13 protein-coding genes are annotated in these 13,681 nt (G+C 74.2%); 5 read left to right on the top strand and 8 right to left on the bottom strand.

Annotation, left to right across the window (positions count from 1 at the left end; all coding sequences use genetic code 11):
- Positions 1 to 135: 135 nt before the first annotated feature.
- Both RAN62_RS05910 and RAN62_RS05905 read left to right on the top strand, forming a co-directional pair.
- Positions 136 to 1,569, top strand: coding sequence for a S8 family serine peptidase (locus RAN62_RS05910; protein ID WP_305783435.1), 1,434 nt, complete (start codon positions 136 to 138; stop codon positions 1,567 to 1,569).
- Between the two features lie 36 nt (positions 1,570 to 1,605).
- Positions 1,606 to 3,186, top strand: coding sequence for a hypothetical protein (locus RAN62_RS05905; RefSeq protein ID WP_305783434.1), 1,581 nt, complete (start codon positions 1,606 to 1,608; stop codon positions 3,184 to 3,186).
- Here the strand turns inward: RAN62_RS05905 and RAN62_RS05900 are convergent.
- Together RAN62_RS05900 and RAN62_RS05895 are read right to left on the bottom strand one after the other, a co-directional pair.
- On the bottom strand, positions 3,158 to 3,322 hold the full coding sequence (locus RAN62_RS05900) for a hypothetical protein (protein ID WP_305783433.1): 165 nt from the start codon (positions 3,320 to 3,322) through the stop codon (positions 3,158 to 3,160). The two genes, RAN62_RS05905 and RAN62_RS05900, sit on opposite strands and share 29 nt — an antisense overlap.
- Positions 3,323 to 3,373: 51 nt before the next feature.
- A complete protein-coding gene (locus tag RAN62_RS05895; protein WP_305783432.1) occupies positions 3,374 to 4,084 on the bottom strand; it encodes an SDR family NAD(P)-dependent oxidoreductase in 711 nt (236 codons plus the stop codon).
- A 64-nt stretch (positions 4,085 to 4,148) separates the two neighbouring features.
- Between RAN62_RS05895 and RAN62_RS05890 the strand changes: the two genes are divergently transcribed.
- A complete protein-coding gene (locus RAN62_RS05890) occupies positions 4,149 to 5,039 on the top strand; it encodes an ATP-grasp domain-containing protein (protein WP_305783431.1) in 891 nt (296 codons plus the stop codon).
- Here the strand turns inward: RAN62_RS05890 and RAN62_RS05885 are convergent.
- The 3 genes from RAN62_RS05885 to RAN62_RS05875 are packed head-to-tail and all read right to left on the bottom strand — an operon-like array spanning position 5,036 to position 9,497.
- Positions 5,036 to 6,862 (bottom strand): ABC transporter ATP-binding protein, encoded by a 1,827-nt coding sequence (locus RAN62_RS05885; RefSeq protein ID WP_305783430.1) that lies wholly within the window; start codon positions 6,860 to 6,862, stop codon positions 5,036 to 5,038. The two genes, RAN62_RS05890 and RAN62_RS05885, sit on opposite strands and share 4 nt — an antisense overlap.
- Positions 6,859 to 8,436, bottom strand: a complete 1,578-nt coding sequence (locus tag RAN62_RS05880) for an ABC transporter transmembrane domain-containing protein (protein WP_305783429.1) — start codon at positions 8,434 to 8,436, stop codon at positions 6,859 to 6,861. Before RAN62_RS05880 ends, RAN62_RS05885 begins: the two co-directional genes overlap by 4 nt.
- Positions 8,437 to 8,447: 11 nt before the next feature.
- Entirely contained in the window at positions 8,448 to 9,497 is a 1,050-nt protein-coding gene (locus RAN62_RS05875) for an ArsR/SmtB family transcription factor (protein ID WP_305783428.1), read from the bottom strand.
- Between the two features lie 120 nt (positions 9,498 to 9,617).
- Here RAN62_RS05875 and RAN62_RS05870 point away from each other — a divergent pair, with 120 nt between their 5' ends.
- Complete coding sequence (locus tag RAN62_RS05870) at positions 9,618 to 10,760, top strand: acyltransferase family protein (protein ID WP_369077143.1); 1,143 nt, start codon at positions 9,618 to 9,620, stop codon at positions 10,758 to 10,760.
- On the opposite strand, the gene RAN62_RS05865 is transcribed toward RAN62_RS05870, so the two are convergent.
- Together RAN62_RS05865 and RAN62_RS05860 are read right to left on the bottom strand one after the other, a co-directional pair.
- Positions 10,741 to 11,622, bottom strand: a complete 882-nt coding sequence (locus tag RAN62_RS05865) for an LLM class F420-dependent oxidoreductase (RefSeq protein ID WP_305783427.1) — start codon at positions 11,620 to 11,622, stop codon at positions 10,741 to 10,743. The two genes, RAN62_RS05870 and RAN62_RS05865, sit on opposite strands and share 20 nt — an antisense overlap.
- 18 nt (positions 11,623 to 11,640) lie before the next feature.
- Positions 11,641 to 11,892 (bottom strand): hypothetical protein, encoded by a 252-nt coding sequence (locus RAN62_RS05860; RefSeq protein ID WP_305783426.1) that lies wholly within the window; start codon positions 11,890 to 11,892, stop codon positions 11,641 to 11,643.
- A gap of 226 nt (positions 11,893 to 12,118) precedes the next feature.
- Here RAN62_RS05860 and RAN62_RS05855 point away from each other — a divergent pair, with 226 nt between their 5' ends.
- On the top strand, positions 12,119 to 12,676 hold the full coding sequence (locus RAN62_RS05855) for an HD domain-containing protein (protein ID WP_305783425.1): 558 nt from the start codon (positions 12,119 to 12,121) through the stop codon (positions 12,674 to 12,676).
- Here the strand turns inward: RAN62_RS05855 and RAN62_RS05850 are convergent.
- Positions 12,626 to 13,066 (bottom strand): hypothetical protein, encoded by a 441-nt coding sequence (locus RAN62_RS05850; RefSeq protein WP_305783424.1) that lies wholly within the window; start codon positions 13,064 to 13,066, stop codon positions 12,626 to 12,628. The two genes, RAN62_RS05855 and RAN62_RS05850, sit on opposite strands and share 51 nt — an antisense overlap.
- Positions 13,067 to 13,681 lie beyond the last annotated feature (615 nt).

Genomic DNA, 13,681 nt, shown 5'->3' with positions numbered 1-13,681 from the left:
TGGTGGCGGTACTCAGCCCCTGCGCGATCGCCCTGCCGGACCGGGCCGAGGCCGCTCCGGCGGCCGGGGCCGGGCCCGCGGCCGGTCCGGCGTACGAGGTGACGCTCGTGACCGGCGACCGGCGACCGGGTGCGGGTGACCTCCCCGCAGGCCCTGACCGCCGCCGTGCAGCCCGGCCCCGGCCGCGAGCACCTGACGTTCGCCACCTCGGCGGCCGGCGGGCACTTGCGGGTGATCCCCTCCGACGCCGCCGCACTCGTGCGGACCAAGAAGGTCGACCAGCGCCTGTTCGACGTCACCGAGCTGATCCGGCTCGGCTACGACGACGCCCGGCGCGCCGACGTGCCGCTGATCGTGCGCTCGGCGACCGCCGCGGGGCTGCCCGGGGTGAGGAGCTCCGTGCGGGCCAAGGGTGCCGAGCCGACCCGCGACCTGGCCGCCCTGCGGTCCGTGGCCCTCAAGGCCCCGAAGAAGGACACGCCGGCGGTGTGGCCGGCGCTCAAGGCCGGCGGCGTGCAGACCGTGTGGCTCGACGGCAAGCGGCAGCCGGTGCTCGACCGCAGCGTCCCGCAGATCGGGGCCCCGGCGGCGTGGCAGGCCGGGCTCACGGGCGCGGGCATGAGCGTCGCCGTGCTCGACACCGGGGTCGACGCGACCCACCCCGACCTCGCCGGCCGGGTCACGGCCAAGTCGTTCACCGAGGGCGAGACCGACAACGTCGGCCATGGGACGCACGTCGCCTCCACGATCGCCGGCGACGGCACCGCGTCGGGCGGCAGGTACAAGGGCGTCGCGCCGGAGGCCCGGATCCTGTCCGGCAAGGTGTGCGAGGACGCCGGCTGCGACGACTCCGCGATCCTCGCCGGCATGCAGTGGGCCGCCGCCGAGCAGCACGCCAAGGTCATCAACATGAGCCTCGGCGGCACCGACACCGCGTCGATCGACCCCCTCGAGGAAGCCGTCGCCACGCTCAGCGCGCAGACCGGCGCCCTGTTCGTGGTCGCCGCGGGCAACGAGGGCCCCGGGGCCGGGACGATCGGGTCGCCGGGCAGCGCGGACGCCGCCCTGACGGTCGCCGCCGTGGACCGGGACGACACCGTTGCGCGCTTCTCCAGCCGCGGGTTGCGTACGGGGGACGGTGCCTTGAAGCCCGACATCGCCGCACCCGGCGTGGGCATCGTCGCCGCCCGCGCGACCGGCACGGAGCTGGGCCCGCCCGACGCGGCGTTCCCGGACTCCTACGTCGCGTCCGACGGCACCTCGATGGCCACACCGCACGTCGCCGGGGCCGCGATCCTGCTCGCGCAGCGCCACCCCGACTGGACCGGCGCTCAGCTCAAGGCCGCCCTGACCGGCTCCGCCGAACGCACCCCGGGCGCCCCGGCCGAGATCGGCGCCGGACGCGTCGACGTGGCCCGCGCGCTGCGGCAGAGCCTGGTCTCCGAGCCGGGATCGCTCTCCTACGGTACGCAGCTGTGGCCGCACGACGACGACACCGCCCTGACCAGGACCGTCACCTACCGCAACCTCGGCCCCGCCGCGGTCACTCTCGATCTGGCGCTCCCGTAGTCCCCCGCCTTCAGCCTCAGCACCGACACGGTCGAGGTGCCGGCCGGGGGCACCGCGCAGGTGCGCGTCACGGCGGACACCCGCGCCCTGCCGGTCGGCGTCCACCAGGGACATCTGGTCGCCACGAGCGGGACCAGCCGGGTCGTCACCCCCGTCGCCGTCGAGAAGGAGCCGGAGCGCTACCAGCTCACGATCAAGCACATCGGGCTCGACGGCGCGCCGGCCGCCGACTACTTCACCCAGATCTACACCCCGGGCGACGGCGGCGACTTCTGGATGCCGTGGGACGCCTCCGGGACCGTGACACTGCGGCTGCCCAGGGGCCGCTTCACCGCCGGCTCCTACCTGACCTCCGGCGACGGCGTGAGCATCGTCTTCCAGCCCGTGCTCGACGTCACGAAGGACACCACGCTGGTCTTCGACGCCCGCGACACCGTCCCGGTCGCGCAGAGCGTGCCCGAGCCGGACGCCGAGACCAGGGTCGCCGACGCCGGGGTGTCCGGCGCGGGCTGGGGATACAGCGCGTCGGCGCCCAGCTTCGCCGATCTGCGTATCGGCCGTTCCGACGGCGGCGGCGGCGCGGGCCTGACCGGCTATGTCAGCAGCGTGTGGCTGCGACGCGACAGTGGTGAGGACCACGAGCGCAGCCCGTACGCCTACTTCGTCGCGGACCCGATGCCGGGCGAGGAACTGCTCGGCGGCTATGCCCGGGCGTTCACGAAGAAGGACTTCGCGGCGGTCACGGAAACCTTCCGGGGCCGCGGCGCCGGCACCGTGGCGAACCACTGGCACGAGGCCACCGACGCGGACGGCAACTACGTCGTCACCGGCGCGCCGTTCGTCACGGCTCCCGGCGTGCGGACCAGCTATCTGAGCGGGGAGCCGGGCCTGCGCTGGATCGCGGGCGCCAACATCGGCCACGCCAACGAGTGGGGCGGCATCGACGGCAATGTCCTGCACGCTCCGGCGCGCACCTATCGGCCCGGGCAGAGGCTCGCCGAGACGTGGGGCGCGCCCCCGCAGGCCATGACGTTCGAGGGCCGCATCGCATGGTTCCAGCGCTACCGGGACCGGATGGCGATGAACGTCCCGTGGGCGGGCGACGGCGCCGGGCACTCCGGTTACGACCAGAGCCAGGACGTCACCACCCGCCTCTACCGCGGCGACGAGCTGATCGCCACGGACGCCGGCGGGGCGGACGCGGAGGGGCTTCCGGCCGAGCCCGCCCGCTACCGTGTTGAGAACGACACCGCCACCTCCCGTACGGTCCTCTCGTGGACCTCCGGTTTCGCCGACGGCGTCGTGAACCTGCCGGTGTTCGCGGTCGGCTACCAGCCGCACCTGGACGCCACCGACACGGCCCGGGCGGGCAGCGTGGACCGCATCCCGCTCGCCCCGGCCGGTAACGCCGGGGCGGCGGTCTCCCTGCGCAGCCTGACGTTCGAGGTGTCCTTCGACGACGGCAAGAGCTGGGTCCGGGCGCCGATCGCCCAGTCGTCGGCGACCGTCCGCTATCCGAAGGGCAGCGGCTGGGTGGCCACTCGCATCCGGGCGGCCGACAGCGCGGGCAGCACGTTCGAGCAGACCGTCACCCGGGCGTACCGCTACACGCGCTGAGGTCCACGGGCCTGAGGACGATCGGCACGGCGCCCAGGGCGATCCGCTGCACCGTGGCGCCGTGCCGGTCGGCGACGGCGGACAGGCCCGCACCGCTCAGGTCGGTGAAGCCGCCGCCGAGGGGAAAGAGCGGCACGAACGCGGGCCGCGAGCGCGTCCGGCGGTCCTGACCGGCACCGGGTCCCGGCTACCAGGGCGCGCGGGTGCCGTCCCAGGACCAGAGGGCGCCGGTGGGGCCGTCGTCGGGCAGGAGGGCGAGGCGGACGGCGCCCGCCGCGGCTTCGGCCGGGTCGCCGCCGACGGTCATGCCGGGGACGAGGTTCGTGCGGCGCAGGCCCGGGGCGAGGGCGTTGACCTTGACGCGGTCGCCGAGGGCCTGCGCGGTCAGGAGGGTGACGGCGTTGACCGCGGTCTTGGAGCTGCGGTAGGCGAGGCCGCCGCCCTGGGGCCGCTCCCAGGCGAACTGCGGATTGGGGCCGCTGCTCCAGGTCAGTGACCCGGTGCCGCTGGAGACGTTGACGACGCGCGGGTGCGCCGATCGTTCCAGTGCGGGCAGGAAGGCCTGCGTAACCGCGATGAGACCGAAGACATTGGTCTCGTACGCCAGCCGCAGTTGATCGATCGTGGTGCCCGCGACGTCCCCGCCGCCGGGGTTGATCCCCGCGTTGTTGACGAGGATGTCGAGCTCGCCGATGCGTTCCGCGGCGGCGGCGATCGACGCCGGATCCGTCACGTCGAGCTGGACGGCCCGGGCGGCCGGACCGAGCTCCCGTGCTGCCTGCTCTCCCTTCACGAGGTCGCGCGCCCCGATCCACAAGGTGACGCCGTGCCCGAGCAGCTGCTGGGCGATCTGGTATCCGATGCCGCTGTTCCCGCCGGTGACCAATGCGACTGACATGTCCGCTCCATCTCCAACCCCAACGATGCGGTTGGAATCCTACCCCGTCGGTTACGGTAAGGGGATGAACCGGATTGGACTAGTTACCACGGACCCGGCCGGCCTGCGCGGACCCGAGCCGGACACCGGCACGCTCGCGGAGGCGCTGCGACGCGACGGCCACGACGCGAAGGTCGTCATCTGGCACGACGCGGCCGTGGACTGGGCGGGCTTCGACCTGGTCGTCATCCGGACGCCGTGGGACTATTCGGTGCGCTACGCGGAGTTCATGGCGTGGCTGGACCGGGTCGCGGCGGTGACGCGGGTGCTCAACGCGCCCGAGCTGATCCGCTGGAACATCGACAAGCGCTACCTCGACGACTTCGCCGCGGCGGGCGTGCCGGTGGTGCCCACGGCCTTCTGCGCCACGGCCGCCTCCGCCGAGGCCGCGCTGCGCGAGCACGGCACCGGCCGGGTCGTGGTCAAGCCCTCGGTGTCCGCCGGGTCCCGCGACACGGGCCTGTTCACGGCGGGCGACCCGGCGGCGGCCGAGCTGGCCCGGCGCATCGTGGCGGCCGGCAAGACCGCGATGGTCCAGCCGGCCCTCGACGCGGTGACCGAGGCAGGGGAGCACGGCCTGTTCTTCTTCAACGGCGACTACGCGGGAGCCTTCCACAAGGGGCCGATCCTGCTGCCCGGCGGAGCGTACGTCGGCGGCACCTACACCAGCACCATCACCCGCGGCGCGCCGGACGAGGACGAGATCGCGCTGGGCCGGCGGGCGGTGGCGGCGGTGGCGGACATCGCCGTGGCCCGGGGCTTCGGCCCGGACGCCAAGCTGCCCCTGTACGCCCGGATCGACATCGCCGCGGGCACGGTGATCGAGGTCGAGGTGTCCGAGCCCGGGTACGCCCTCGACGTCCTGCCCGGCACCGTGGACATCTTCGTCCGGGCCGTGCGCGACCGGCTCCGCTAGGTCCTCTGCTCGCGGGTGGCGCTTACGCCGGGTGCTTTCCAGGCGGCCCACAGCGTGGCGTACGCGCCCCCGCGCGCGAGCAGCTCGTCGTGCGTCCCGATCTCGGTGATCCGCCCGTCGTCCAGGACGGCGATCCGGTCGCAGGCGCGGGCCTGGGTCAGCCGGTGCGCGACGACGACCGCCGTGCGGCCCCGGATCAGGGCGGCGGCCGCTGATTCGAGCACGCGAGCGCCCGCGCTGCCCGCCTCCGCCGTGGCCTCGTCCAGCACGACCACCGGCGGATCGCGCAACAGCATCCGGGCGAGGGCGAGTTGCTGCACCTGCGCGGCGGTCAGCGCGTGGGCGCCGGCGCCGACCGGGGTGTCCCATCCGCCGGGAAGTGCATGCACCCACCCGTCGGCCCGGACCGCCGTCAGCGCGCGCAGGATCCGATCGTCGTCGCAGCCGGGAGCCGCGTACGTCAGGTCATCGCGCAGGGAACCGGTGAACACGTGCGTCTCCTGGGCGACGACGCCGACCCAGTCACGCAGCACGCCGGGATCCAGATCGGTGACCGCGACATCCCCACCGGCCCCGCTCAGGATCACCTGGCCGGCGCTCGGCGGGAAGGTGCCGGCCAGCAGGTTGGCCAGGGTTGTCTTGCCGGCGCCGCTGCTGCCCACGAGGGCGAGCGAGGTGCCGGGCGGGACGGTCAGGTCGACGCCGCGCAGCACGCCGGGCCCGGTCCCGTACGCGTGATGCAGGCCCCGCACGGTGACGGTGACCGACGCCGGGGCGCTGCGCCGCGCACCCGGCTCGGGCGGCGGCACCAGCAGCACGCCGGCCGTGCGCGCGAGCGATGCCTGCGCCCGCTGCACGTCGTCGAACGACAGCAGCAGCGTCCCCAGCGGCGTGAACAGCCGATGGAACAGCAGCGCGGCGCCCGTCACGGCCCCGACGGTGACAATGTCCGCCCGAACCAGCCAGTACCCGGCGAGAAGCACGGCCGACAGCCCGATCGCCTCCGCCGCGTTCATGCTCTTGCTGAACCACAGATGGCTGCGGGCCGCCCGGAGCGCCGCGATGACGGTGTCGTCCGAGGCCGCGGCCACCCGGCGCGTCTGCAGGCCCGCCATCCCGTACGCGTGGACCGTCGCCCGCCCGTGCAACGACGCGAGCAGCACCCGCCCCCGTTCGGCGGCGAGCCGGCGCTCCCCGGCGTAGAGGCGGGCGGCGCGCGGGAGATAGGCGCGCAGACTGACCGCGTACACGGGGAAGACCACGAGGAACGCCAGCGCCAGCCGCCAGTCGAGAGCGAGGAACCCCGCCGCGGACAGCACCACGGTCACGGCCGCTCGCAGCACCTCCGCCACCAGGGGCACGGCGGCGACGAAGTTCTCCAGATCCTCGGTGACGCGCGACGCCACCTCCCCGCTGCCGGCGCTCTCCAGCGTGGCCGGGCGCAGGGTGAGCGTCCGCTCGACGACCCGCTCCCGCAGGTCGGCGGTCACGGTGACGCCGAGCCGCTCGGTGGCCCGCAGGCTCAGCGCCGCGCCGGCCGCCGCGACCAGGACCACGACCCCGATCGCCACGACCAGCCCCCACGGGTACGCACCCCCGCCGCGCCCGGCGTCCACCAACCGCCCGAGCAGCAGCGGCCCGCCGACCGCCCCACCGGCCGCCACCATTGTCCACAGGAGAGCGATCGCAGCCTGCCGGCGATGGATCCGGACAGCCGCCCCCAGGATCCGCAAACTCTGCCGCCCGCCGGCGACAGGCAGTCCCGTGGCACCGCCCGTTCCCGCCGCGCCGGCCTCCCTCTCGACGCCGCTCCGGCCCGTCATCGGAGCACCGCCGCCGCGTAGCCGGGATCCCGGGAGAGGTCGTCGTGGATCCCGTCGACCGGGGGCCGGGATCCGTCGAGATAGGTGACCCGGTCGCAGCGCGCGAGCAGGGCCGGCGACGTGGTGATGACGACCGTGGCGCCGCCGTCGGCCCGGCGCAGCGCCGCGAGGCCCGCCGCTGCCGCGTCCTCGGTCACGGCGTCGACGGCGGTGAGTGGATCCCGCAGGACCAGCACCGCCGGGCGGGCGGCGAGCGCCAGGCGTTGCCGTTGACCGCCGGACAGGTTGGCGCCCCCGTCGGCGATCGCCCGGGTCACGTCCCCGGCCTGCGCGGCGGCGACGGCGCGGGCGGTCACCTCGGGATCGATGGCGCGCCCGGTGTCCAGCACCTCCTCCAGTGTCCGGCCGAGCAGGTGCACCGCATGAGGCTCCACAAGCACCGCGCCGGAGACGGTGATGGCGCCGGCGACGGCTGGATCGTTGGCTACGACGCCGAGCATTTCCCCGGGACGTACGGCGACGGCAGCGGAGGGAGCGGAGGGGGCGGGCGGCGACTGGTCCAGGAGGGTGGCGATGCGAGCGGCGCCGGCCCGGGCCACGGCGAGGGTCTTGATGCCCGCGGCGAGGCGGTCGACCGGCTCTCCGGCGAACGAGGCCATGGCCACCACGGTGACCAGGTCGCCGGCGCTGATGCGGCCGGTGACGGTCAGGGCGGCGGCTGCGGCGGCCGTCGCGGTCAGGACCAGGCCGGTGGCCAGGGCTCCGGCGGCCTCGGCGGCGGCGGAGGCGGTGGCGCCGCGCAGGGCCGCCTCCAGGGACGTGCGGCTGGCGTGGCGGTAGCGGCGGACGGCCTCGGGCACGCCCCCGAAGCCGCGCAGCGGGCGGATCGCGTGGACCAGCTCGGCGGCGAGGGCCGCGGCCAGGCCGGCGCTGCGGCGGCCGGCGGCGATCCGGTGCTCGAGCCAGGGGCCGATCCGGTGCACGGCCAGGGTGAGCAGCGGGGCGCCGGCGGTGATGCCCAGGCCCAGCCACGGGTCGGCCCGCACCAGGACGGCGACCGTCACGAGCAGGCCGGCGCCGCCCGAGACCAGCAGCACCATCGCGCGCAGGACCTCCGCGGCGGCCTTGGCGTCGGTGACCAGGACCGTGGCGAGATCACCGGGGCGGCGGCCGGCCCCGGCGGACGGGTCGGCGAGGATGCGGGCGGCCGTCCGTACCCGGAGATGGTGGGCCTCCCGGGTGGTCGCCGCGGTGAGCTGCCAGAAGTTGGTGCCGCCGCCGGTGGCCAGCAGGGTGAAGAGGGCCAGGACGCCGCCCACGGCGAGCAGGATCGAGGCGGGCGGGCCGCCGTCGACCGCGTGGTCCACGGCCAGGCCGATGGCCGGCGGGACCAGGGCCTCGCCGATCTGATGACCGGTGGCGGCCGTGGCGGCCAGGGCCAGCGCCCGCCCGCGGCGGCGCACCACGGCGACCAGCAGGGAGCGACGGCGCGGCTCGGCCGGGGGGAAAGAACGCGAGGCCAGGGCCGCCGGGGAACGGCGGCCTCGCGAGGCGGGGGTGGGCAGGGGTCGCATGGACCCGGACGTTAGGGAACGGCGGGGGCGGAGGCCCACACTTCGGCCGGGGCCGAATCGTCGAAGAGGGCGGCCAGCGTCGCGCCCGCGGGGGAGTGGGCGTAGACGACGTGGCGGCCGGAGCGGGTCCGGGTGATGGTGCCGGCGGCGAGCAGGGCGGTGAGGTGCTCGGACACGGTGCTCGGGGCGAGGCCGAGGGTGGCGGCGAGGCCGGTGGTGGTGGCCGGTCCGGCGAGGGCGCGCAGGACGGCGGCGCGGCCGGGGCCGATCAGCTGGGCGAGGCGGTCGCGCGGCGGGCGGGCGGCGGCGGGCCGGGCGGCCAGGACGGCTGCGCCGCGGGACTGGTAGGAGACCATGACGATCTCGGGGTGGTCGGTGGACACGGTCATCTGATCGTCGAGCAGGAGGACCGGCACGAGGAGCAGCCGCTTGTCCCGGGCGTTCAGCACCGACTCGCGGCGCTTGGGCAGCGAGAGCACCGGGTGGTCCCACTGCGCCGGGCCGCGTACGCCGGTCAGCAGCTCCTCGGGCCCGGCGGCCGCGAGGGTGCGGGCCCGCAGCAGCACCTCCTCGTCCAGCGCGGCCCGCATCGCCGGCCAGTGCGGCGCGAGGGCGAGCCCGGCGAAGGTCTCCAGCGCGTCGGCGAGCCGGCCGAACGCCCGGGCGGGGTCGTCGCGGTACGGGAGGAGGAACTCCGGCACGCCCTCGGGGTAGTGCTTGGCGAGCTGCGCCGCCACGAGCGCGGGCGGGGTCCGCCGGAGCTCGTCGAGCTGGTCGCCGAGAGTGGGACGGGGTCCGGTCGGCACCGGTGTGAACACGTCGGGCGTGGGACGGCCGTGCTCGGTTCCGTACAGCTGGGCGTAGATCCGCAGCGGCGCGGTGGCCGGGACCGTGCGCAGCACCTCGCGGGCGTGGGCGGCCCATTCCGTGTACGGCCAGGGGGCCTGCGGGCGGTCGCGGTGGCGGTGCAGGAGCTCGAGGCCGTGGGTGAGCTCCAGCAGCGGGCTGATCGCGATCCGGGTGCGGTCGATCGTCGCGTCGCCGAGGTGGATGCGGATCACCGGGCGAGCGTAGCCCCGGGCGGGCTGACCTTTCCGCGTGGCGGTTCCACCCGTTCGGCCGACCGGCGCGCTCCCATGATCGATTACCTTCGGTGAGTTTGGTGAAACTGTGTCGATCATGTGGAGGTGCTGGTGACGAGCGTGCCAGCCGCGAAAGCCCCGGGCCGTGACGGGTATTTCGATACTCTGCGTGCCGTTGCCATCGTTCGGGTCGTGGCGTACCACGCCTTCCACTACGCCGTGCTCGCCCTGGTCTTCCCGTCGATGGGCGTGATGTTCGCCCTGGGCGGTTCGCTCATGGCGAGCTCGCTCGGGCGCTCGGCCGGCCGTACGGTCATCAAGGGCCGCGTCCGCCGACTCCTGCCCGCTCTCTGGGTCATGGGCCTGATCCTGGTGCCCCTCATGCTCGTCACCGACTGGGTGCACCGGCCGGCGTGGCCCTCCCTGCTGCTGTGGGCCGTGCCGCTGGCCCAGCCGCCCGCCAGCCACGGCGGCGGCGACGTGGCGGCCGAGGGCGCCGGCGTGCTGTGGTACCTGGCCGCGTACCTCTGGTTCGTCCTGCTCTCGCCCCTGCTGCTGCGTCTCTATCGCCGGCAGCGTGTGCTGACGATCGTGCTGCCGCTGGTCGCGCTGGCCCTGCTGCACAACGAGCCGCTGGTCACCGGGAACGCGGCGGTCAGCACGGCCGGGTACGTGCTGACCTTCCTGCCGTGCTGGGCGCTCGGGTTCGCGCACCGCGACGGGGACCTGCGGCGGATGCGGCCCGCGCTGGTGGGCGTACTCGCCGGGGTGTGCATGGTTTTCGGGCTCTTCTGGGTGGTCTCCCACCCGGGGCCGTGGGGGCTGGACCTCGTGCCGTTCCCGCTCGCGCACGCCGTCTACTCGATGGGCTTCGTGCTGGCGCTGCTGCGGGTGAGCCCGCCGATGGCCTGGCTGACCCGGATGCCGCTGGTCAGGCGGCTGGTGGCCGCGCTCAACAACCGCGCGGTGACCATCTATCTGTGGCACAACGTCGCCATCACCGTGGCGATCCTGATCGGCGACCGGCTCGAGCTGTGGGGGCTGCGCCAAGGCGTGGCGATCTACCTGGTCTTCTCGGTGATCGCGCTGAGCCTGCTGGTCGCGGCGGTGCTCGGGCTGGGCTGGGTGGAGGACCTGGCGGCCCGGCGTACGCCCCGGCTGCGCCCGTGGCCGGTGCCGCGCGCCCGGCACGCGGCACCGGCGGTCGCCGCCCGGAGGCAGCTCACGCGAACTGCGGGATGACCTCCGCGGCGAGGCGCTGCGCGGGCTCGTGGTCGTACGCGACGCGGGGCACGTACACGATCACGTAGTCGGCGCCGGCCTCGGCCAGCTGCTCCACCTTGGCGATCGTCTGCGCGGACGACCACGACAGGTCGAGCTCGAGGCTGGTCGACTTGGCGATGCTCGCGTAGTCGCGGCCCGCGGCGTCGCAGTGGTTCTTCAGCACGCCGAGCTTGTGGCGGATGATCTCCGGGTCGCCGTTGCCGACGTTGCAGCCGTTGGCGTACTGGGCGACGAGCTTGAGCGTCACCTTCTCGCCGCCGCCGCCCAGCCAGAACGACGGGTGCGGCTTGCGCACGCCCTTGGGCTCGTTGATCGGGCCGTCGATGCGGTAGTGCCGGCCCTCGAACACCGGCCGGTCCTCGGTCCACATCTTGTGCACGATCTGCACGGCCTCGCGGAACTCGCCCATCCGCTGGGGGACGTCCTTCCACTCGTAGCCGTACGCCTTCCACTCGTGCTCGTACCAGCCGGCCCCGAGCCCCGCGTAGAGCCGGCCGTTGCTGGCCACGTCGACGGTGGACGCGATCTTGGCGTAGAGGGAGGGCTGGCGGTAGCCGTTGCAGCCGACCATCTGGCCGATGTTGACCCGGGTGGTGTCGCGGGCCAGGGTGGCGCTGACCGTCCACGCCTCGAAGACCGAGTTCATCGTCGGCTCGGGGACCGTGTGGAAGTGGTCGTAGACCCAGACGGAGTCCCACGGGCCCGCGTCGGCGAGGCGGGCGACCGCGGTCATCGCCTCGTACTGCTCGACCGGGTCGGCGATCTCGACCAGGTCCATCTTCCAGCCCTGCGGGACGAACAATCCGAAACGTACGCTCATGATCGTCAACGTACCGTGTCAGTGGCGTGGCGTGTTGCCACGCAGCGCGGCCAGGCTGCGCGCGCGCACGAGAGTCTGGCGGCGCCCGACGTCGCGCCCGTCGGCGGTGACCTCCATGCCCACCACCTCGTACCAGGTCTCGTCGTCGTAGCGCAGGGGCCGCTGCCAGTCGATGCGCTCGACGCGCATGCGCAGCGTGCCGACGCCGAACCGGTAGTCCGTCTCCGGGAAACTGCTGACCGGCCCGAGCGGGCCCCGATTGCGTTCCATTCGTCCTCCACCCCTGGTGACGCTGCGTGATGCAGCACCCAGCATCATCACGTTGGCAAGCAGATGCAAGCTCTGCTGCACGTGCATATGCACTCGGCGACGGGAAAAAGAAGATCGTATGTCCGTTTCCGGCCGTTCGGAGGAAATGGTCTGGCCCCCGGCCGCATTCAGGCCCGGGACAAGCCTCGTTAAGCGGCTGTTCACCTGCGAGGACCACGATTCGACCATGACGGTTCGGACGGATGCGTTCGTCACGGCGGCGCGCGAGACCGCGTACGGGCTGATCGGCGCCATGGGCAACCGCTGGCGCCACACCGCCGGGGTCGCCGAGCGCGCCGGCGAGCTGGCCGTGCGCCTCGACCTCGACCCCGACGTCCTCGTGGCCGCCGCCTGGCTCCACGACATCGGCTACGCCGCCCCGATCGCCGGCAGCGGCTTCCACCCCCTCGACGGCGCCGACCACCTCGCCGGCCGCGGCTGGCCGCTGTCGGTCGCCGCGATGGTCGCCCACCACTCCGGCGCCCGCTTCGTCGCCGCCGCCCGCGGCCTCGCCGAGCGCCTGGCCGTCTACCGTTTCGACGAGGACGCGCTCTCCGACGCCCTCACCTACGCCGACCAGACCGTGGGCCCGACGGGCGAACGCGTCACCGCGGCCGCCCGCCACGACGAAATGCTCCTGCGCCACGGCCCCGGCTCCTGGAACGCCAAGGTCGACCACCTGCGCGGCCCCTACCTACTGGCGGTGGCCGACCGCGTCGAGCGCCTCCTCACCGCGGCGGTCTGACTCCCTTCTCCGCGGGATCAAGAGCAGGACAGGCAAGACCAGGGGTACGGCCAGCGCGACCACGTTCCCCACGGCCTGCGCGGTGGAGAAGACGCCCAGATGCAGCACGTGCCACACGAAGTGCACGGCACTGAAGGTCAGCCACGCCGCCCCGGTGGCCCGCACCAGATCAGCCGACGGCCGTCGCCACGCCGCCACGGTGAGCGCGGTCAGCCCGAGGTAGAAGGCACCGACATCCCGGACCAGATGCTCGTTGTACGGCCCGAGCAGCGCCACCCACCGCCAGCCCGGCACCGGAAAGTCCCCGTAGAACGACGTGGGAAAGCCCGCCGCCCACACGCCCACCGCGGCGCCCAGCCCGGCCAGCACCGCAAGAATCACACGTTTCATGCCCCCTGGACGAGACGCCACCCCGAGATGTGACCCGCGCCCACCCGGTCGACCGGGCCAGCCTGTTCCGGTGGGGCCGATCGGCGGTCGGGGGCCGCGATGCCCGGTGGTAATCACGAGAGCCGGTGACGGCTGCGAGCCCGGCGAAAGCGCGCGAGCCGCTCTCGCCGTCCTCGCCGTCCTCGCCGCTCTCGCCGTCCTCGCCGTCCTCGCCGGCTTCGTCGGTGAGCCACACGCGATCCCGCTCGCCGGGGCCATCCGCACTGTCGACGGCCGGCCCGAGCTTTCCACGCGACGGCCATGCGTGGGTACTTGCGGGCGGCACGATGCAATTGGCACACGGCGAAGCGAAACTGCTCGCGACACGGTGAAAGCGGCCGTCGACAAGCCGGAAGCCACCGGCAACGCAGCCGCAGCCGAGCGCTGGTCGCGCACGGCGACGCGAGTGAGATGCCGCTGCACCGTGTGGCCGCCCAGCCCCGAACCGCACTGCGGGGAGGCGAGACGTGATGGCGGCGAGGGAAAAGCGGCCGGCGGTGGGGGAGAAGCGGCCGGTGGCGAGGTGGAAGCAATTGGCGCCGGCGCGAATGGCTCGGCGCGCGCAGGCCGGACCGG

The sequence above is a fragment of the Symbioplanes lichenis genome (genome assembly GCF_030709675.1).
Classification (GTDB): Bacteria; Actinomycetota; Actinomycetes; order Mycobacteriales; family Micromonosporaceae; genus Actinoplanes; species Actinoplanes lichenis.
Note: the sequence above shows the minus strand (reverse complement) of the source record. Positions and strands in the feature narration are given on the sequence as shown.